Below are 18,640 nucleotides of genomic sequence, written 5' to 3'. Positions count from 1 at the left end.
AAAGACTTTAATTTATACATGTTCAAAACGTCCAGAAACGTTGAGTATTTGTACATGTATAAATTAAGTTTTACTATGTAAATCCTATATAGTAGAAAAATATTAATACTTACAATTGAAATGTGTCCTACTATGGGTGCCTTTGTCTTTAATGGAAACATATCTAATAACTACATAAGCAGCACATAATATTTAGATTTGCATAAAATAAACTAGCTGAAGAATAATTAAAGGAGTGGTAGAAATATGAATATTTCTATTATAGGTACTGGTTATGTAGGATTAGTTACTGGGGCTTGTTTTGCTCATAGGGACAACCATGTAATTTGTGTAGATAATGATGAAAAAAAAATAGATAATCTTAAAAAAGGTATATTACCCATATATGAGCCAGGACTTGAGGAATTGGTTGAAATCAATCACAAAAATAAAAGACTGATGTTTACTATAGATATAATAGAAGCCTTGCATAATAGTGATATATGCTTTATTGCTGTAGGAACTCCAATGGATGAAGATGGAAGTGCAGATTTGAAATATGTATTATCTGTTGCTAAAACTATTGGACAAAATATGAAAAAGCATATGTATATTGTAGATAAATCCACTGTTCCTGTAGGGACTGCAGATATGGTAAGGAAAGTTATTCAAGATGAGCTTAATAAAAGAAAAAGTGATATTAGTTTTGAAGTAATATCAAATCCAGAGTTCTTAAAGGAAGGTACTGCAATTGAGGATTTTATGAAACCCGATAGAGTAGTTGTAGGAACAGACAATGAAGCTTCAAAGGAGGTTATGAGAAACTTATATGCTCCTTTTATCAAGAATGACGGTGACTTTATTACTATGGATATCAGGAGTGCAGAAATGACAAAATATGCAGCTAATGCCATGCTAGCAACGAAGATATCTTTTATAAATGAAATAGCAAATATATGTGAAGTAGTAGGAGCAGATGTCAATAAAGTCCGTAGAGGTATAGGTAGTGATAAAAGAATAGGGTATAGCTTTATTAATCCCGGATGTGGATATGGAGGCAGTTGTTTTCCTAAGGATGTTAAGGCATTGATAAAAACATCAAAGGAAAATAAATATATTCCTAATATATTGGAAGCTGTAGAAAAAGTAAATAATGCACAGAAATACGTCTTAGTAAAAAAAGTGTTAAAAAGGTTCGGACATGATTTGAAGGGCAGAATCTTTGCTGTTTGGGGGTTGGCATTTAAACCAGGGACCGATGATATAAGGGAAGCAAGCTCTATAACCATTATTAGTGAATTAATTAATAGAGGAGCCAAAATAAGGGCATATGATCCAAAGGCAAATTCTAATGCTAAAAATTATTTTTTAAAGGATAAAGAAAATATTGAATTCGTTAATAGCAAATATACAGCTCTATGGGAATCTGACGCATTGATTTTAATAACAGAGTGGAAAGAGTTTCAAAGTCCTGACTTTGAAGAAATATCTAAGCGGCTTAAAGGTAAGATTATTTTCGATGGAAGGAATATATATGATCATATGATTATAAAAGATTGTGGATTTGAATATTTTCAGATAGGTGTTGCAGAATGAGAAAAAAAATATTAGTAACAGGCGGAGCTGGTTTTTTAGGCTCACATTTATGTGAGAGGCTCTTAAAGGAAGGAAATAAAGTTTTATGTGTAGATAATTTATTTACAGGAAGCAAAGATAATATTATGCATTTGTTTACAAATAAAAATTTTGAGTTTATGGAGCATGATATAAGCTATCCATTATATGTAGATGTTGATGAAATCTATAATTTAGCTTGTCCAGCAAGCCCAATTTACTATCAAATAGATCCTATAAAGACCATTAAAACAAGTGTTATAGGATCAATGAATATGTTAGAGCTTGGAAAGAGCCTTGGCAGCAAAATGTTACAGGCTAGTACAAGCGAAGTTTATGGTGATCCAGAAATTCATCCTCAGCCTGAAGACTATAGAGGATGTGTTAATCCTATCGGCCCAAGGGCTTGTTATGATGAAGGTAAAAGATGTGCTGAAACCTTATTTTTTGATTATTATAGGCAATATAATTTAAAAATAAAGATAATTAGAATTTTCAATACCTATGGACCAAGGATGAATCCAAAAGATGGTAGAGTAGTATCCAATTTCATAGTTCAAGCCTTGAAGGGTGAAGACATCACTGTTTATGGAGATGGAAGCCAGACAAGAAGTTTTTGCTATGTAGATGACTTAATTGATGGAATTATAAGCATGATGAATTCAGATGATAATATTTTAGGACCAGTTAATCTAGGTAATCCAGAAGAATATACGATTTTAGAGCTAGCAAATAAGATAGTACAAATGACTAAATCAAAATCAAGTATCATATATAAACCATTACCTAAGGATGATCCTCTGATGAGACAGCCGCAAATTGAACTTGCAAAAAGAATATTGAATTGGGAACCTAAGATAAAGCTTGATGAAGGATTGAAAAAGACAATAGGATACTTTAATGATTTATTGAAGGAGAGTCAATTATGATTCTCATAGTAGGTGGAGCTGGATATATAGGGAGTCATGTGAATAAAAATCTTAATAAAAAAGGCTATAGAACAGTGGTGTTTGATAATCTAAGCTATGGGCATAGAAAATTTGTAAAATGGGGAGATTTTGTTTTAGGTGATTTAGCTAATATTGATCAAATCAGATTAGTGTTTCAAAAATATAAAATAGATGCAGTAATGCACTTTGCAGCCTTTGCATATGTGGATGAGTCCATGAGGAATCCTGAGAAATACTATGTAAATAATGTGATGAATACGATAAATCTATTAAGGGTTATGAAGGAATATGATGTATATAATTTCATTTTTTCATCAACATGTGCCACATATGGTATTCCCTTAGAAATACCCATCACTGAAGAACATCCACAAAATCCCATAAGTCCCTATGGAAAAAGCAAGTTAATGGTTGAAAAAATATTAGATGATTTTAGTAGAGCCTATGGATTGAAATATGCTTCTTTACGCTATTTTAATGCTGCGGGTGCTGATATAGATGGCGAAATAGGAGAGCAGCATAATCCTGAAACCCATTTAATTCCACTGGTATTGGATACAGCTATAGGAAGAAGAGATAGCATACAAATATTTGGAACTGACTATAATACTCCCGATGGTACTTGTATCAGAGATTATATCCATGTAGAGGATTTATCTGCTGCACATATTTTAGCATTAGAGCATCTGATGGTTGGAGGGCAGTCTGATGTATTTAATTTAGGAAATAACGATGGATATTCGGTTAAAGAAGTTATTAAGGCAGTAAAAAAAATTACGAATAGAGATATAAAAACTACAGAAGTGTCAAGAAGAGCTGGGGATCCTGGGATATTGATTGGTAGTGCTAAAAAAGCTAAGGACATACTGGGATGGAAACCTAAGTATCATAGCTTGGATAATATAATAAGAACAGCATGGAATTGGCATAGGAAAATATATAATGTATAAAAGCTAAAAAAAGATTAATTATAGGTTAAGACAATGTTCAAGTTTAAATCTCTTAAATCCCACATACAAATCTTAGCTTTATTTTGTTTTATAAAATAAGCTCTGACCAATAATTAGGAGGTTCATATCCTTCTGGCATTAGTTGATCATCTAAAAGCTTGTTAGCAAATTTATATAATTTTATATCACTTTCATTTTTCCCCTTAATAATGTCAATGGTTTCATTTGATATTTCATTTATATTAGGTCTATTTTTTGTAATGTTCTTATTTTTATAGTAATCAATATTCCAGCCTAGCTTTTTTTTCATTAAAGATAAAGATTCATCAAATCGCTCTGTAATGCCAACTATACTAAAATAATTTTCTAGATTTTTTTTTGCTGTTTCAAAGTCACCTTTCTTATGCTTATTTCCTGATATAAAACGAGTCTGAACATTACTTGTTGTCCAATTGAAATTTTCATTTTTTATATACTCATCAAATGTCATGTTATTCAATACTTTATAGTGACGATGATGTTTTCTAGTGCGTGTATAGTAGAAAAAAGAAATTACTTGTTCAATAGGGTTTCTCAAAAAGGTCATATACCTGCATTTTTTTTGAGGTAGATATTTATGGACCCCAAAATGAAAATGACCCCTTAACACTTCAATTCTTTTAATCTCATCTACATCAAAATTTTCAAGATATTGTGAAAAGCCTTGCTGCATCCAATATGGAGACTTAATATAATAATTATTCTTGTATTGTTTTTCTATAATAGAATGTAATGTTTGACCTCCAGTTTTTAATATGTGAATGAAAATAATCACATCACTTGTATATTTTTCTTTATTTATAATCATAAAAATCCTCCTATAGATTATTAATATTATGAAAATACAGTATATTTTTTTGTATAAAATTTATAATAGCCAGTTTCCTAAATCTTTATTTATTATTGTTTCTAATTCCTTTATGTCATCATAATATAAATTTAATAAGCTTTTTCTAGTAGATATATGAATTGGTGGAACTTTTAAGGGATTGTTGTTAAGCTTAATAAATTTAATTTTATTCATTCTTTTTACCTCTAGAAAGTCATATATTTCATTTGTAACATTATATAAATTATCAACAAATTCTTCAAATATGACAAATTTCATGTTTTTTTTATTAAAGAATTTTAAATATCTTTTGATCTGCTTTGCGTAAAACCCTCTATCTATATAACTGTAATAACGTTTGTTGAATCTACTTTTATTTATTCTTGATTTTTCTGATTTTATTGCATCTTCGAAGGTTTTTGTTTCATATCCATTACGATACCACATCCAATAATTAGAATAAGCCCTATCTATGGGATTTCTAAGCATAAAAACAAACTTTATATTTTTCCCTAAGCATTGATAGATTCTTTTTGGTATATATTCCAAATACATATATATAGGAGTGATATCACCTACGATTTTCTCTTCTTTTACCTTATTAAAAAATTTCTTTTCATAAAAATCTAAACCTTTATAATATTTTTTTGAATCAAAAAAATGAGTTTCTTTACATTCAGGAATATAGATATCTGGATGCTGCTTTAATAAAGCATAAAGACTTGTTGTAGCTGCTTTTTGTGTACCTGGACATATGAAATTTGGAAGCAATTCTAACTATCTCCTTTCTTGTTCTGCAGTATATATTATGAAAGCTTTTGATTCTATGTGATGATAAATATATTGGCATTTTGATGTGAAAAATTAACAAAATCTAAGCTGCAGAATATAATGAGATAGGACAGAAGGAGGGAAGTTAGTGGAATATTTAGATAGATTAGAATCAAAGAGTGTATACATTCTAAGGGAAGCTTACAGCGAATTTAAAAATCTTTGTATGCTATGGTCTATTGGAAAGGATAGTACAGTGTTATTATGGCTAGCTAGAAAGGCTTTTTTTGGCCATGTGCCCTTTCCACTAGTTCATATAGATACAAACTTTAAAATTCCTGAAATGATTAAGCATAGAGACAGATTGGCTTTAGATTGGAAGCTTGATATGATATATGGGCAAAATAAAGAAGCGTTAGAAAAAAAACAAACATTCCCCGATGGAAATACTACAAGAATTAATTGTTGTAAAAAATTAAAGACTGAGGCACTTGCCAATACACTTAATGGTAATTGGACAAGATATAGAATAAATCATGATACTGGTAAATATGAGATAGATAAAAATAATGACCCTTTCACGGGAGTTATTGTAGGTATAAGAGCTGATGAGGAGGGAAGCCGTTCTAAAGAAAGATATTTTTCACCAAGAGATAAGGATAGTAACTGGGGGGTAGAAGACCAGCCTCCAGAGTTTTGGAATCAGTTTAATACAGATTTTGTACCAGGAACTCATATAAGAATTCATCCATTGCTGGATTGGACTGAACTTAATATATGGGAATATATAAAAAGAGAAAATATTCCCATGGTGTCCCTATATTTTAATCAAGGAGATGGTAAGAGATATAGATCATTAGGCTGTTATCCCTGTACTAAACCTGTAGAATCAACAGCTAAAAATGTAGATGAAATAATAGAAGAATTAAAAACGGGAAAATTTTCCAATATAGCTGAAAGAGCAGGAAGAGACCAAGATAAAGAAGATGGTGGAGGATTGGAGGAGCTTAGAACAGGGGGATATATGTAGGTGATTGGCAATTGTAAATGAAAAAATGAAAGAGAGTGAGTGTAGCCATGACTTCAAATATAAAGACTGATAAAGAATTGACAATTGACAATTGTCAATTGTCAATTAAAGAAGACATGAACATTGTAATTGTTGGACATGTAGATCATGGTAAAAGTACTATAATAGGTAGATTGCTAGCAGATACTGGTTCTCTACCAAAGGGTAAGCTAGAACATGTAAAGGAGACATGTAGAAAGAATTCAAAGCCCTTTGAGTATGCATTCCTGTTAGATGCATTAAAAGAGGAACAGGCTCAAGGGATAACTATAGATATAGCAAGATGTTTTTTTAAGACAAAAAAAAGAAATTATATAATACTAGATTCACCAGGACATATCGAATTCTTAAAGAATATGATTACAGGAGCATCAAGGGCAGAAGCCGCTTTGTTAGTAATAGATGCCAGTGAAGGAATAAGAGAAAACTCAAGAAGGCATGGATATATGCTATCTATGCTTGGAATTAAACAGGTAACAGTATTAATTAATAAAATGGATTTGATAAATTATGATTTAGATGTGTATAAGAAAGTCGCTTATAATTTTTCAAAGTTTCTTAAAAAAATAGACATGAATGTAACATCCTTTATTCCAGTAAGTGGGTTAAAGGGTGATAATATAGCTTTTTCATCAAAAAATATGGATTGGTATAAAGGTAAAACTGTTTTGGAAATGTTAGACAACTTTAAAACTGGAAGAAAGCTTACAGATAAGCCCTTTAGAATGCCTGTCCAAGGTGTATACAAATTCACTAAAGATGGAGATACACGAAGGATAATTGCAGGTACAGTTATGTCTGGTAAATTAAAGGTTGGAGATGAAGTTATCTTCTATCCTTCAGGAAAAAAAAGCAAGGTAAAATCTATAGAAGCCTTTAATAAAGACAAACAAATCATGTCAGAAGCTGGGAGTGCCACAGGATTTACTTTGGAAGAACAAATATATATAACAAGAGGAGAAGTAGCTTCTATTTTAAATGAACAAAAGCCTAGAATTACAAGTAGAATAAGAACCAATATATTTTGGCTTGGAAAAGAACCAATGATAAAAAATAAAAAATACTATTTCAAATTAGGCACTGCAAAGGTAAGTGTAAAACTAGAAAAAATAATATCAGTAATGAACTCGTCAACGTTAGAGCATAAAAATAAGGAAAAAATAGAGAAATATGAAGTAGCTGAATGTATTTTGAAGTTAGATAGGGCTATAGCCTTTGATCTGACTCAGGATATAGTTCAAATGAGTAGATTTGTATTAGTTGATGATTATAAAATATCAGGTGGAGGAATTATTTGTGAAGACCTAGAAGATAAGGAGACATGGGTAAGGGACAAAGTTTTGATTAGAGATAATAAATGGGAAAAAAGCTGGATAAGTCCCATGGAAAGGGCGGAAATATATAACCAGACTCCTGCTTTAATACTAATAACAGGAACAAAAAAAGAAGATAAAAAAAGCATTGCTAAGGCACTTGAAAAGAAGCTAGTTAAGGATGGAAAGATAGCTTATTTCCTAGGAATAGGAAATCTACTTTATGGAGTTGATGCAGATAAAAGAAATGAAATAGAAAATAATAAGGTTGAGTCTTTGAGAAAACTGGCAGAGGTGGCAAAAATAATACTAGATGCAGGATTAATACTAATAGTAACTGCAACAGAACTATCTCAAGCTGATTTAAATATAATTAAAACAGCAATAAGTTCAGAAAATATTGAGACTATTTGGATAGGAGAAAGAGTAACTACAGATATCAAATATAATCTACTTATTCCTTCTACCTATAAACTTGAAGGAGCAGCTGCAAAAATAAAAGTGCTTTTACAAGATAAAGGAATAATATTTAAACCATGGTAATACGATAAAGCCTAAAGATTATTTAGGAATATAGAAGTAAAGCTATTATACAAGTAAAGAGAACAAGAACAAAGACGTCTTCGACGCATTTTAGTTGCAAGTTCCATGTTCCAAGTTTTAAGGTCATTCTTTTAGGTACTAAAAACCTTAATTTCTGCTTCTGAAATTTTATTGATAATAGTTTGCATTTGCTCTTTGTTATTTGAATTTACTTAAATTGAAACATGCAATTTCTCACAAAAAAGCTCCTTTCTGCAAAATCCATAATAATAATGTAGGCAGAAAGGAGTTTTTATTTTTACCTATTAACACATTTAGTGTAGTCTGCGATATTCTTCTCCACAATATAACAAGCCTTTAAAATATCCTTTTCTTCAACCTTCCATGTATGCTGTTTAGATGGATTAGGGTGTCTATGTAAAACAAAATTAAACTTATCTATAGAATATATTTTGAATCCGTAATTAATACAGTAACCTTGAAATACTGCATCGGGATCAGTATGAGAATTAGGATAATATCCTATTGTTTCAAAAACCTTACGATTAAAGATCATACTGGGATCTGCTACATGTTCAACATATTGATTTTCTTGATTTATGTGATTGTGATGGAAAATTGCAAGGGTCTTACTTTTTTCAAAGTAGATGTAAAAGGAAGCTTTTCCGATTATATCGGCATTGACCTCATTAAAAACCTTAATAGAGCTTTTTAAGTAGTTTGGACCATAATAATCATCATCATCAAAGATCGCAATATAGTCAAGGCTTGTGTGGCTAATAGCTAAATTTCTACATTGACCTAAAGTGGCGGTTTCATCGAGCTTTAAGACCTTTATGTTTTTATATTTTTTTGCCCTTTTCTTATATTTTTCTATATCCATTTTGTTATTATTTAGAACAATAATTAATTCTTTATTTTTATAGTTTTGTCGAGTGTAATTCTGAAAAACCGAATCCATATAATTAAGTCTACAAGTTGTAGTTATAATTGAAACTCCAGGTTCAAAAACTTCAGATTTTATTGACAACTAAAACATCACTCCTTTATTTGTAAATATATTTCAATATTATGAAATTTCCTTAATTATTATGTATTTTATTTGTTTTTATGGGACTTTTTTAATGAACACAAGTTTAGAAAAAACATATATATAAACTAGGTAGAACTATATAAATCGGAGTAGGTATTTGTGAAGAATTGAAAAAAGATTGAAATAGAATAGGATAGCTTAAGAGAATAAAAGGAGGTTGAGATGATACAAAAATATTTTGGTAACAATAATGTAATTATTGAGTTTTGTAATGAATCAAAGATTAATAAGAAAACAAATATCAAAACAGAAGCTAAAAAGAGGAAAATATTTGCTATTAGTATGGTAAAGAATGAAGCTGATATAATAGAATCCTTTGTAAGATATCATTGTGAAATTTTTGATGGTATAGTGATAAAGGATAATAATAGTTCTGATGCTACTTTGAAAATTTTACAAAAATTAAAGGAGGAAGGTAAAAATTTATATATATTAAAAGACAATAGTATTGAATTTGTTCAAGGTATAAAAATGACAAAATTACTTTATTATACATTAGAAAAATATGATCCTGATATTATAGTTCCCCTTGATGCCGATGAATTTCTTGTAAGAACAGATGGGAAAGGTAATCCAATAGATATTTTAAATGGGATTGACGAAAATAAAGCATATCATGTAATTAGAAAAAATTATATACCAAATTTATCGGACGATAAGAGTGAAAAGTTCATTCCAAAAAGAATAAGGTATGTCCGTTGGGATACAGAGCCTTTAGGTAAGGTCATAATTCCAAAGAAGTTTGCATTAAACAATGACATTAGAATATCACAGGGGAACCATACAGTTTTTATACAAAATAATGGTAATTATTTATATATCAATAACAGTATATATGATTTTTTTCAAAACAAGGATTTGATGATAGCACATTATCCCATTAGATCTTTAGAACAATTAAAATCTAAAGTCCTTTGTGGATGGATAAATGCTTTGACTAGGTATGATGTACAGAAACCTGAAAGTCAGCATTGGGGGGAATTGTATAAAAGAATTAAAAATGGTGAAGATTTTAGCCAAGAAGACCTAATAAATATAGCTAAAAATTATGCTTTGCTAGCTTCTACAAATTGCGATGAAATAATATTCCGCCCTATAGATTTATCCTTTTGTGAACCTTTAAAAATAAAATATACAAAGGATGAAGAAATAGGGGCTTTAAAAAATGTGCTTGAAAATTGTGAATTATTGGCTAAGAAATATGGTGAATTAAAAAAAGAAATGATTGAATGATTTTTATAGAGGTTATATGGATATAGGCTTGAAAAGTATATCCATATATGAAAGGTGGTACTAATGGAATTTGTATTGGACTATGATGTGAAAACCTGCGATAAAAAGCTAAATAATCTTAAGAAAAAAAATAATATCAAGGTAGCTTTTTTAATACTAGCCCATAAAAACCCTTCTCAAATAGTTGATTTTATAAATGCTTTAGATTGTGAACAAACTGCTTTTTTTATTCATATTGATAAAAAAAGTAATATCATTGATGATAGCTGTCTAAATCAAATAAAAGACAAGAAAAATGTTATTTTTACTCAAAAAAGAGAAAGAATAACATGGGGCGGATATGGCGATGTTGCTGCGACACTATTGTTATTAGAAGAAGCCTTGGAAAGAGATGAATTTGATTATATAAGTTTGCATAGTGGTCAAGATTTGCCTATATCAAATAAATATGAAATTCTTGAGTTTTTAAAACAAAATCAGGGAAGAGAATTTATCAAGTTTTTTAGTCATAAAATTCAAGGATGGTGGCCTCCTAAGCCAATGGATAGAATCAATTACTATTGGTTTATTGAAGAACTTGGATTAGAAAAATCATGGAAGATATATGAAATGCAAAAAAAAGCAAAGGACAAGAGAAAATTTTTAAAAGATATTAAGCCCTTTGCAGGATGGCAGTGGTGGACAATAACAAAGGAATGTGGCGAATATATTATAGATTATGTTGATAAAAATGAAAGTTATTGTGATTTTTACAAATATACCCTATTACCCGATGAAGGTTTTTTTCAAACAATTATATTGAACTCATATTTAAAGCATAGGGTAGTAAATGACAACTTAAGATATACTGAAGGAAAATCTGGTGAAATGCATCCCCATATACTAACAAAAAAATGTTTTAATAAAATTATTAATAGTAATAAATTATTTGCTAGAAAGTTTGATATAAATGTTGATAAAGAAATCATTGAGATGATTCTAAATAGAATTATGTAATGAAGCTTTATAAGATAAAATACTGATCAATAGCTGAGAGGTTTTGATTGTATGTGTAGAACAAAAAACAATGTAAAAAAGAATATAGATATATTTTGGCATAAAGGTAAAGTTACCTATGAGGATAGATGTAAGAATTTAGATCAAATAGGGCTTGTTGTATGGTTTACAGGGCTATCTGGAGCTGGAAAATCTACTATAGCAGCAGAAGTAGAAAAAGAGTTGATTAGATTAAATAAAGCTGTATATGTATTGGATGGAGATAATATTAGGCATGGTTTATGTTCAGATTTAGGCTTTTCTAAGAAAGATAGAAATGAGAATGTAAGGAGAATAGCAGAGACAGCAGCTTTGTTTAAAGATGCTGGACTTATTGTTTTAGTAGCATGTATATCCCCTATTGGAAAAATGAGGGATTTTGCAAGGCAAAGGATAGGAGCAGATAATTTTAGGGAAGTATATGTTAAGGCAGATATAAAAGTATGTATTGAGAGAGATCCTAAAGGGCTTTATAAGAAGGTTAAAGGAGGACAAATAAAGGATTTTACAGGAATAACCTCTGAATATGAAACACCAGAAAAACCTGATCTAATAATTGATACTACTATTACAACTATAAAAGAATCGACTTTGATGGTGATAGATATGATTATGAAAGAAGTAGATTTAGTATGTCGTTGAAGAGAAAGCTTTTAAAATCTTTAACATGGCGAGTAATAGCATCTTTAACGACCTTAACAATAGTTTATATAATAAGTGGAGAAATAAAAATAGCGGGATTGATTACTATAATGGAAAGTGTTTTTAAAATGATTATTTATTATTTACATGAAACAGTTTGGGAGAAGATAGAATTGAATAAGGAGGATAATGTATAGAGCTATTTAAGCATAAGAGAGTACTAAAATAATTCATTATTATATTTCAACCATGGAGTTTTAATATTTCCTTTTCATTCATGTAATAAACCTGTTTTTCTATATTATTTTAAAGGTGAAAACAGGTTTATAGAAATCACTCAAATGAAATATTAAAACTCCTTAAAGTAGCTTAGTGGATTAGATTAATATGTAGTAATAGCAATTGCCTTTAAAATGAGGGAATTGCATAATTCTAACTTGGCAGAATTGCATATGCGAATATTGTCCTTAATTTAGTTATTTAGAATAAAATATATTTCGATGGTATGCCTCTGTAGATTCTAAAACTATATATAGTAGATAGTTTTTGCTGAAGGTAATTATGCAATTTGCTCAAATAAGAGGAGATGGTTTAACCTATGGTGAGGAATGATACCAATAAAAAGCTTGGGGGCCTTAGTTTTGAGCTTGAATGGTACTGCGAAAAGAAAGAGGAAAAAGGGGTTAATCTAGTAACCTGCTATAAAAAAGAGACAGGGCTAGGAGAAGCATGTAGATTGACAGCTAAAGCATTGAAGACAGGTGGTATTAATTATAGTCTTAAGAATTCCGATGAGTGGAGGAACGAATTATCATGGGTCTATAGAGATGCAGATGAATCAACTTATAATGTAAATATTTTCCATGTAAATCCTGACCACTTCGAGGGTGTTTATAATTGGCTGGGAAGAAGTTTTTGGGATAAACGTTATAGTATTGGATACTGGTATTGGGAGCTTCCAGACTTCCCAGATGAATGGACTAAAGCCTTTGAGTATGTTGATGAGGTTTGGGCAGCATCGGAATTTACTTTAAATAGCATAAAAGTAAAATCACCAGTGCCTGTTAAGCTTATACCACCTTGTATTAAGGTTGATAGTATTAGTAGGATTTGTCGCAAGGATTTTAACCTGCCTGAAAATAGGTTTTTGTTTTTAACCATGTATGATAGTTGGAGCTTTAAAGACAGAAAAAATCCACAGGGAACCATAGAAGCCTTTAAAGATGCCTTTAGTCCTAAGGACACTAGTGTTGGATTGGTTATAAAGATAAATAATTCAGATTCTAAGCCTGATGAGATAAATAAGTTAACTGAATCAGCGAAGGGATATAATAATATCTATTTTATAAAGAAAAAATTAGAACGCTCAGATGTAAATGCATTAATAAATATGTGTGATTGCTTTGTATCCTTACATCGTTCCGAGGGCTTTGGATTAGTTTTGGCAGAAGCTATGTATTTAGGAATCCCAGTTATTGGAACAAATTGGTCGGGAAATAAGGATTTTATGAATTATGATAATTCTTGTCCTGTTGACTATGAGTTAGTCAAGTTAGGCAAGGATATTGGGCCATATAAGGCATATCAGATTTGGGCAGAGGCTGATAGGGACCAATGTGCTTATTATATGAAGGAATTGATTTCCAACAAAGATTATTATGATAAAATAGCCCAAAATGGAAAAAAAACTATTAGAAGGCTATATAGTCCACAGAGAATTGGAAAGATGATAAGAGAACGATTGGAAAGCTTAAGATTATTGTAATGCTTTAAAATGCCACAAGTAGTAAATATAATTTTCTATTTTGAGGTAACTTAAGGAGTGTTAATATTTCATTTGAGTGATTTTTATAAACCTGTTTTTTTCTTCAAATTTATATAAAAAAACAGGTTTATTACATGAACGAAAAGGAAATATTAACACTCCTGCGGTATAACATAGTACAATAAGCTAATTTATATTCATATTTAATTTAATACTAAAAAATAAAGGAGTGCTTTAAATTTAAGGCGCTCCTTTATTATTAATGGGATAAAAAGTTGAAATCAATGCACATCAAAATACTTTATACATATTGTAATATTAGGAAATCAGGGACTTGCTTATTACAAATAAAGAGTTTTGTATGTTGATATATATAATATCTTATCATAATTGGGAGTGAAAGAAATGATAAATATAGTGCTTTGTGGAGGAAGTGGTAGTAGATTATGGCCTCTTTCAAGAAAGCTTTATCCAAAACAATTTTATGAATTTTTCCAAGGTGAATCATTATTTGAAAAAACCTTAAAGAGGAATAGTAAACTTTGCAGCAAAACCATTATAGTTACAAATAGTGAACAATATGATTTGGCATTAAATCAAATTAATAACATAGATATACAGAATAATAGCTTTATCCTAGAACCAATAGGAAGAAACACAACGGCTGCAGTTACCTTAGCCTGTTTAACATTAGAAGAAGATGACATAGTATTGGTGACTCCTTCAGACCACCTAATAATGAATGAAGAAGAGTATAGTAGAGTACTAAATAAAGCTGAAACATTAGCAAGGAAAGGTTATCTAGTAACCTTCGGAATAAAGCCCGATTCTCCAGATACTAACTATGGATATATAGAAGCCTGTGGAAATGATGCTTTGTCCTTTAAAGAAAAGCCTGATGAAAAAACTGCATGGATGTATTTAGAAAAGGGAAATTACTATTGGAATAGTGGAATGTTTGTTTTTAAGGTAGGTGCATTTATAGATGAGTTAAAAATATATGCTTCCCATATCCATAAACTAGCTGATGAAGCCTTAAAAAATGCTAAAACTCATAAGCCCCTTAGAATAGAGCTTGAAGATATGCTTCAAATTCCTTCTATTAGCTTGGATTATTCAATTATGGAGAAAAGTAAAAAATTAAAGGTTATACCCTCGGATATAGGTTGGGCAGATTTAGGAAGCTTTGAAGTACTGTATGAGAATTTAAAACAGGATAAGGATTCTAACTGTATTTTATCCGATGGAGTTATATTAGAGAACTCTTATAATAATTTGATCATATCGAAGGATAGAACTATTGCAGCAATTGATGTTGATAATTTAATAGTAGTTGATACGGAGGATGCGCTGTTAATAAGCGAGAAGGGAAGATCCTATAAAGTTAAAGAAATTATCGATAAATTAAAGCTGCATAAAGAAAATATAGTAAAAAACCATATTATCACGTATCGTCCATGGGGGCATTTTAAAACATTAGAAGAAGGATATAGATTCAAAGTAAAAAAAATTTCAGTTAAGCCTGGTGGGAGACTATCTTTACAAAAGCATTTTCATAGAAGTGAGCATTGGACCATAGCAAGTGGAATAGCAAGGGTTACACTGGAAGACAAAGAATCTATACTCAGCTCAAATGATTCAATATATATACCACTGGGTAAAATACACAGAGTTGAGAATTGTGGAAAGGTGGAATTAGTGATTATAGAAACCCAAATAGGAGATTATCTTGAGGAGGATGATATAGTTCGGATCGAAGATGATTATGAAAGAGTTAAATGAAAAGCAATTAAAGGCTGTCAAAATAAATATCATAAACATACTATGTAATAAAAGAAAAGAATAAAAAGATTTATATTAATATTCTAAATGGGGATGATGTTTATGAAAACAGCTTTGATTACAGGAATAACAGGTCAGGATGGATCATATTTAACAGAATTACTATTGGAAAAGGGTTATAAGGTGTATGGATTATTTAGAAGGAAAAGCAAAAGGGATTTTGGTAATGTTGAACATTTAAAAAATGAAATTGAGTTAATATATGGCGATATGACGGATTATATATCTTTAGCAAACGCTTTGAAAATATCTAAACCAGATGAAATATATAATTTAGCAGCTCAATCCTTTGTGGCTACGTCTTGGCAACAGCCTATATCAACAACACAGATAAATGCTCTAGGAGTTATGAATATACTAGAAGCTTTACGTATTGTGAAGCCTGATGCAAAGCTTTATCAAGCTTCTACCAGCGAAATGTTTGGATTTGTCAGGGAAATTCCCCAAAGGGAAACAACTCCATTTTATCCAAGAAGTCCTTATGGTGTAGCAAAGCTTTATGGACATTGGATAACCAAAAACTATAGAGAGAGCTATGACATCTTTGCATGCTCAGGAATATTGTTTAATCATGAATCCGAAAGAAGAGGAAAAGAGTTTGTAACTAGAAAAATAACTGAGGCTGCAGCTAAAATCAAGTTGGGAATTCAAGAAAAGCTAGAACTTGGAAATTTGGATGCAAAAAGGGATTGGGGACATGCTAAGGATTATGTCAAAGCTATGTGGCTTATGCTTCAGCAGAAATCTCCAGAGGATTATGTCGTAGCAACTGGAGAAACCCATAAGGTTAGAGAATTTGTTACTATTGCATTCAAGCATGTAGATATAGATATTGAGTGGATAGGTAAGGGTATAGAAGAAAGAGGTATTGATAAGAAAACAGGTAAAGAAATAGTAAAGGTAAATCCCAAATATTTTAGACCAGCAGAGGTGGATATTTTATTGGGAGACCCTTCAAAGGCAGAAAAAGAGCTTGGATGGAAGAGAAAAATATCCTTTGAGGAATTAATAAAAAGAATGGTTGATTGGGATTATAAAATAATCAGCAATGAATTAGGTGTGGGAGCATGAAAAAAAAGATAATCCTAATAGGTGCTGGAGGACACGCAAAGGTAATTATAGATATTTTGAATAAGGATAAAGATTATGAAATTATTGGTTGCCTTGATAAAAACTATAAATATAAACCTAAAATCCTAGGATATGATGTTATGGGAGATGATAGTATCATATCTAGACTATACAATAGTGGGATTAGATATGCCTTTGTTGCTTTGGGTGATAATAGGCTTAGATATAAAATATCAGAGAATCTAATTGCTGAAGGCTTTTCATTAATCAATGTTATTAGTAAAAATGCATATATATCAGACTTTGTTAAATTAGGATATGGTATTGCAATTATGCCTGGAGTAGTAATAAATGCCAATACAATTGTTGGTAATAATACAATAATCAATACAAATGCATCTATAGACCATGACTGTAGTATTGGTGATAATTGTCATGTGGCTCCAGGCTCAAGTCTATCAGGATATGTAAATGTAGAGAATGGAGCTTTTTTAGGAACAGGTTGTAATGTTAGAGATGGAGTAAAGATTGGTAAGTGGAGCATTATAGGGGTGGGCTCTGCAGTAGTTAAGGATATTCCTAGCTATTCTTTAGCCTATGGTGTTCCAGCAAAGATAATAAGAGGAATTAGGGGGATATAAAGTGAAGGATATAATACATGTCGCTAGTCCAATCTTAAATGGGAATGAAAAAAAATATGTTAATGAATGTTTAGATACTACTTGGATTTCTTCCAAGGGAAAATATGTGGAAAAATTCGAAGAGGAATTTAAAAACTTCTGTAACACCAAGCACGCAATAAGCTGCACAAATGGAACGGTAGCATTACACCTTGCTCTTTTAGCATTTGATATAGGACCAGGTGATGAAGTAATAGTTCCTACTTTGACATATATAGCAACTGCAAATGCAGTGACATACTGTGGAGCAAAACCAGTGTTTGTAGATAGTGAACCTGATACATGGAATATTGACCCAAATCGCATCGAAGAAAAAATCAATTCAAATACCAAGGGGATAATTGTAGTCCACCTATACGGTCATCCAGTTGATATGGACCTTGTAATTAAGATAGCTAAAAAGTATAATCTTTTTGTTATTGAAGATGTAGCCGAAGCTCATGGGGCTTTTTATAAAGGTAAAGCTACAGGATCAATGGGGGATATTTCTACCTTTAGCTTTTTTGGAAATAAAATCATTACTACTGGTGAAGGTGGCATGGTAGTGACCAATGATGATAAATTAAATGAGAAAATGAGGATGTTAAAAAGTCAAGGAATGGATACAGTTAAGCGTTATTGGCATCCAGTTGTGGGATATAACTATAGAATGACCAATATACAGGCTGCTATTGGTTTAGGGCAATTGGAAAATATTTCATGGCATCTAAAAAAAAGAAGAGAAATTGTAGATTTATACTATAAATACTTAGAAAACCTTTCAGAATACATTAAATTTCAAGCTGAGAAAAATTGGGCAATTCATTCCTATTGGATGTTTTCAATATTACTAAAGGATACGGTAAAAGTTTCTCGGAATAAATTTATAGAATTATTAAAAATAGATGGAATAGAGACTAGACCAGTGTTTTATCCAGTTCATACTATGCCTCCATATAAAGAGACAGAAGAAAAGTATCCCATTGCAGAAAAGCTTAGTAAAAGAGGAATAAATCTTCCAACACATGCATTACTTAAAGAAGAGGATATAGCTTATATATCAATAAAAATCAAAAAATACTGTTAGTATAAAATTTATAATTAAAAAGATTGAGTATGGTAGATACTTATACTGAATTAATAGATAAATTCAATGTTTTTATAAAAATATTTAACAGGAAAGTTGCTTTGATTAAAACCTAGGAGTTTTTTTAAGAAAATTCAACCATATATTGTACCCCAT

Annotated in this window: 17 protein-coding genes; 14 read left to right on the top strand and 3 right to left on the bottom strand. The window is 30.6% G+C overall.

Features of this window, described 5'->3' with window-relative positions; translation table 11 throughout:
• Window positions 1-246: 246 nt before the first annotated feature.
• From BUB36_RS00805 to galE, 3 genes are read left to right on the top strand one after another with little or no spacing between them, the layout of a single operon-like run.
• Window positions 247-1,575 carry a UDP-glucose dehydrogenase family protein gene (locus tag BUB36_RS00805; protein ID WP_073146467.1) on the top strand — a complete coding sequence of 443 codons (1,329 nt, stop codon included), beginning with the start codon at window positions 247-249 and terminating at the stop codon, window positions 1,573-1,575.
• On the top strand, window positions 1,572-2,522 hold the full coding sequence (locus BUB36_RS00800; RefSeq protein WP_073146466.1) for a UDP-glucuronic acid decarboxylase family protein: 951 nt from the start codon (window positions 1,572-1,574) through the stop codon (window positions 2,520-2,522). Before BUB36_RS00805 ends, BUB36_RS00800 begins: the two co-directional genes overlap by 4 nt.
• Complete coding sequence (gene galE / locus BUB36_RS00795) at window positions 2,519-3,493, top strand: UDP-glucose 4-epimerase GalE (RefSeq protein WP_073146464.1); 975 nt, start codon at window positions 2,519-2,521, stop codon at window positions 3,491-3,493. Before BUB36_RS00800 ends, galE begins: the two co-directional genes overlap by 4 nt.
• 88 nt (window positions 3,494-3,581) lie before the next feature.
• On the opposite strand, the gene BUB36_RS00790 is transcribed toward galE, so the two are convergent.
• A complete protein-coding gene (locus BUB36_RS00790; protein WP_073146463.1) occupies window positions 3,582-4,340 on the bottom strand; it encodes a sulfotransferase family protein in 759 nt (252 codons plus the stop codon).
• A gap of 60 nt (window positions 4,341-4,400) precedes the next feature.
• On the bottom strand, window positions 4,401-5,132 hold the full coding sequence (locus BUB36_RS00785; RefSeq protein WP_073146461.1) for a sulfotransferase family protein: 732 nt from the start codon (window positions 5,130-5,132) through the stop codon (window positions 4,401-4,403).
• Between the two features lie 148 nt (window positions 5,133-5,280).
• On the opposite strand from BUB36_RS00785, the gene cysD reads away from it, so the two are divergent.
• Both cysD and BUB36_RS00775 read left to right on the top strand, forming a co-directional pair.
• On the top strand, window positions 5,281-6,162 hold the full coding sequence (cysD, locus tag BUB36_RS00780; protein ID WP_073146459.1) for a sulfate adenylyltransferase subunit CysD: 882 nt from the start codon (window positions 5,281-5,283) through the stop codon (window positions 6,160-6,162).
• A 35-nt stretch (window positions 6,163-6,197) separates the two neighbouring features.
• Window positions 6,198-8,057, top strand: a complete 1,860-nt coding sequence (locus tag BUB36_RS00775; protein ID WP_242655691.1) for a GTP-binding protein — start codon at window positions 6,198-6,200, stop codon at window positions 8,055-8,057.
• Between the two features lie 298 nt (window positions 8,058-8,355).
• Here the strand turns inward: BUB36_RS00775 and BUB36_RS00770 are convergent, their stop codons facing one another.
• Window positions 8,356-9,087, bottom strand: a complete 732-nt coding sequence (locus tag BUB36_RS00770; protein ID WP_073146456.1) for a glycosyltransferase — start codon at window positions 9,085-9,087, stop codon at window positions 8,356-8,358.
• A gap of 225 nt (window positions 9,088-9,312) precedes the next feature.
• On the opposite strand from BUB36_RS00770, the gene BUB36_RS00765 reads away from it, so the two are divergent.
• The 9 genes from BUB36_RS00765 to BUB36_RS00725 all read left to right on the top strand — a co-directional run bounded on the left by BUB36_RS00765 (window position 9,313) and on the right by BUB36_RS00725 (window position 18,484).
• A complete protein-coding gene (locus BUB36_RS00765) occupies window positions 9,313-10,383 on the top strand; it encodes a glycosyltransferase family 2 protein (RefSeq protein WP_073146454.1) in 1,071 nt (356 codons plus the stop codon).
• A 63-nt stretch (window positions 10,384-10,446) separates the two neighbouring features.
• On the top strand, window positions 10,447-11,379 hold the full coding sequence (locus BUB36_RS00760; protein WP_073146452.1) for a beta-1,6-N-acetylglucosaminyltransferase: 933 nt from the start codon (window positions 10,447-10,449) through the stop codon (window positions 11,377-11,379).
• 51 nt (window positions 11,380-11,430) lie between these two features.
• A complete protein-coding gene (gene cysC, locus BUB36_RS00755) occupies window positions 11,431-12,060 on the top strand; it encodes an adenylyl-sulfate kinase (protein ID WP_073146450.1) in 630 nt (209 codons plus the stop codon).
• Entirely contained in the window at window positions 12,051-12,257 is a 207-nt protein-coding gene (locus tag BUB36_RS00750; RefSeq protein ID WP_073146449.1) for a DUF2061 domain-containing protein, read from the top strand. The genes cysC and BUB36_RS00750 overlap by 10 nt, the downstream gene beginning before the upstream one ends.
• A 401-nt stretch (window positions 12,258-12,658) precedes the next feature.
• Entirely contained in the window at window positions 12,659-13,825 is a 1,167-nt protein-coding gene (locus tag BUB36_RS00745) for a glycosyltransferase family 4 protein (RefSeq protein WP_084111552.1), read from the top strand.
• A 405-nt stretch (window positions 13,826-14,230) separates the two neighbouring features.
• A complete protein-coding gene (locus BUB36_RS00740) occupies window positions 14,231-15,607 on the top strand; it encodes a mannose-1-phosphate guanylyltransferase/mannose-6-phosphate isomerase (protein WP_073146447.1) in 1,377 nt (458 codons plus the stop codon).
• Between the two features lie 102 nt (window positions 15,608-15,709).
• Entirely contained in the window at window positions 15,710-16,738 is a 1,029-nt protein-coding gene (gene gmd / locus BUB36_RS00735) for a GDP-mannose 4,6-dehydratase (RefSeq protein WP_073146446.1), read from the top strand.
• Window positions 16,735-17,379, top strand: a complete 645-nt coding sequence (locus tag BUB36_RS00730) for an acetyltransferase (RefSeq protein ID WP_073146444.1) — start codon at window positions 16,735-16,737, stop codon at window positions 17,377-17,379. The genes gmd and BUB36_RS00730 overlap by 4 nt, the downstream gene beginning before the upstream one ends.
• A 1-nt stretch (window position 17,380) precedes the next feature.
• Complete coding sequence (locus BUB36_RS00725; protein WP_073146442.1) at window positions 17,381-18,484, top strand: DegT/DnrJ/EryC1/StrS family aminotransferase; 1,104 nt, start codon at window positions 17,381-17,383, stop codon at window positions 18,482-18,484.
• The last annotated feature ends 156 nt before the right edge of the window (window positions 18,485-18,640 follow it).

Origin of the sequence: Paramaledivibacter caminithermalis DSM 15212 (assembly GCF_900142245.1) — a bacterium.
In the GTDB taxonomy this organism is placed as follows: Bacteria; Bacillota; Clostridia; order Peptostreptococcales; family Caminicellaceae; genus Paramaledivibacter; species Paramaledivibacter caminithermalis.
This window is presented reverse-complemented; position numbering and strand designations above follow the sequence as displayed.

Coding starts and splice junctions, on each gene's coding strand:
- BUB36_RS00805 (WP_073146467.1), top strand. CDS start 247: ATGAATATTTCTATTATAGGTACTGGTTATGTAGGATTAGTTACTGGG.
- BUB36_RS00800 (WP_073146466.1), top strand. CDS start 1,572: ATGAGAAAAAAAATATTAGTAACAGGCGGAGCTGGTTTTTTAGGCTCA.
- galE (WP_073146464.1), top strand. CDS start 2,519: ATGATTCTCATAGTAGGTGGAGCTGGATATATAGGGAGTCATGTGAAT.
- BUB36_RS00790 (WP_073146463.1), bottom strand. CDS start 4,340: ATGATTATAAATAAAGAAAAATATACAAGTGATGTGATTATTTTCATT.
- BUB36_RS00765 (WP_073146454.1), top strand. CDS start 9,313: ATGATACAAAAATATTTTGGTAACAATAATGTAATTATTGAGTTTTGT.
- BUB36_RS00760 (WP_073146452.1), top strand. CDS start 10,447: ATGGAATTTGTATTGGACTATGATGTGAAAACCTGCGATAAAAAGCTA.
- cysC (WP_073146450.1), top strand. CDS start 11,431: ATGTGTAGAACAAAAAACAATGTAAAAAAGAATATAGATATATTTTGG.
- BUB36_RS00750 (WP_073146449.1), top strand. CDS start 12,051: ATGTCGTTGAAGAGAAAGCTTTTAAAATCTTTAACATGGCGAGTAATA.
- BUB36_RS00745 (WP_084111552.1), top strand. CDS start 12,659: ATGGTGAGGAATGATACCAATAAAAAGCTTGGGGGCCTTAGTTTTGAG.
- BUB36_RS00740 (WP_073146447.1), top strand. CDS start 14,231: ATGATAAATATAGTGCTTTGTGGAGGAAGTGGTAGTAGATTATGGCCT.
- gmd (WP_073146446.1), top strand. CDS start 15,710: ATGAAAACAGCTTTGATTACAGGAATAACAGGTCAGGATGGATCATAT.
- BUB36_RS00730 (WP_073146444.1), top strand. CDS start 16,735: ATGAAAAAAAAGATAATCCTAATAGGTGCTGGAGGACACGCAAAGGTA.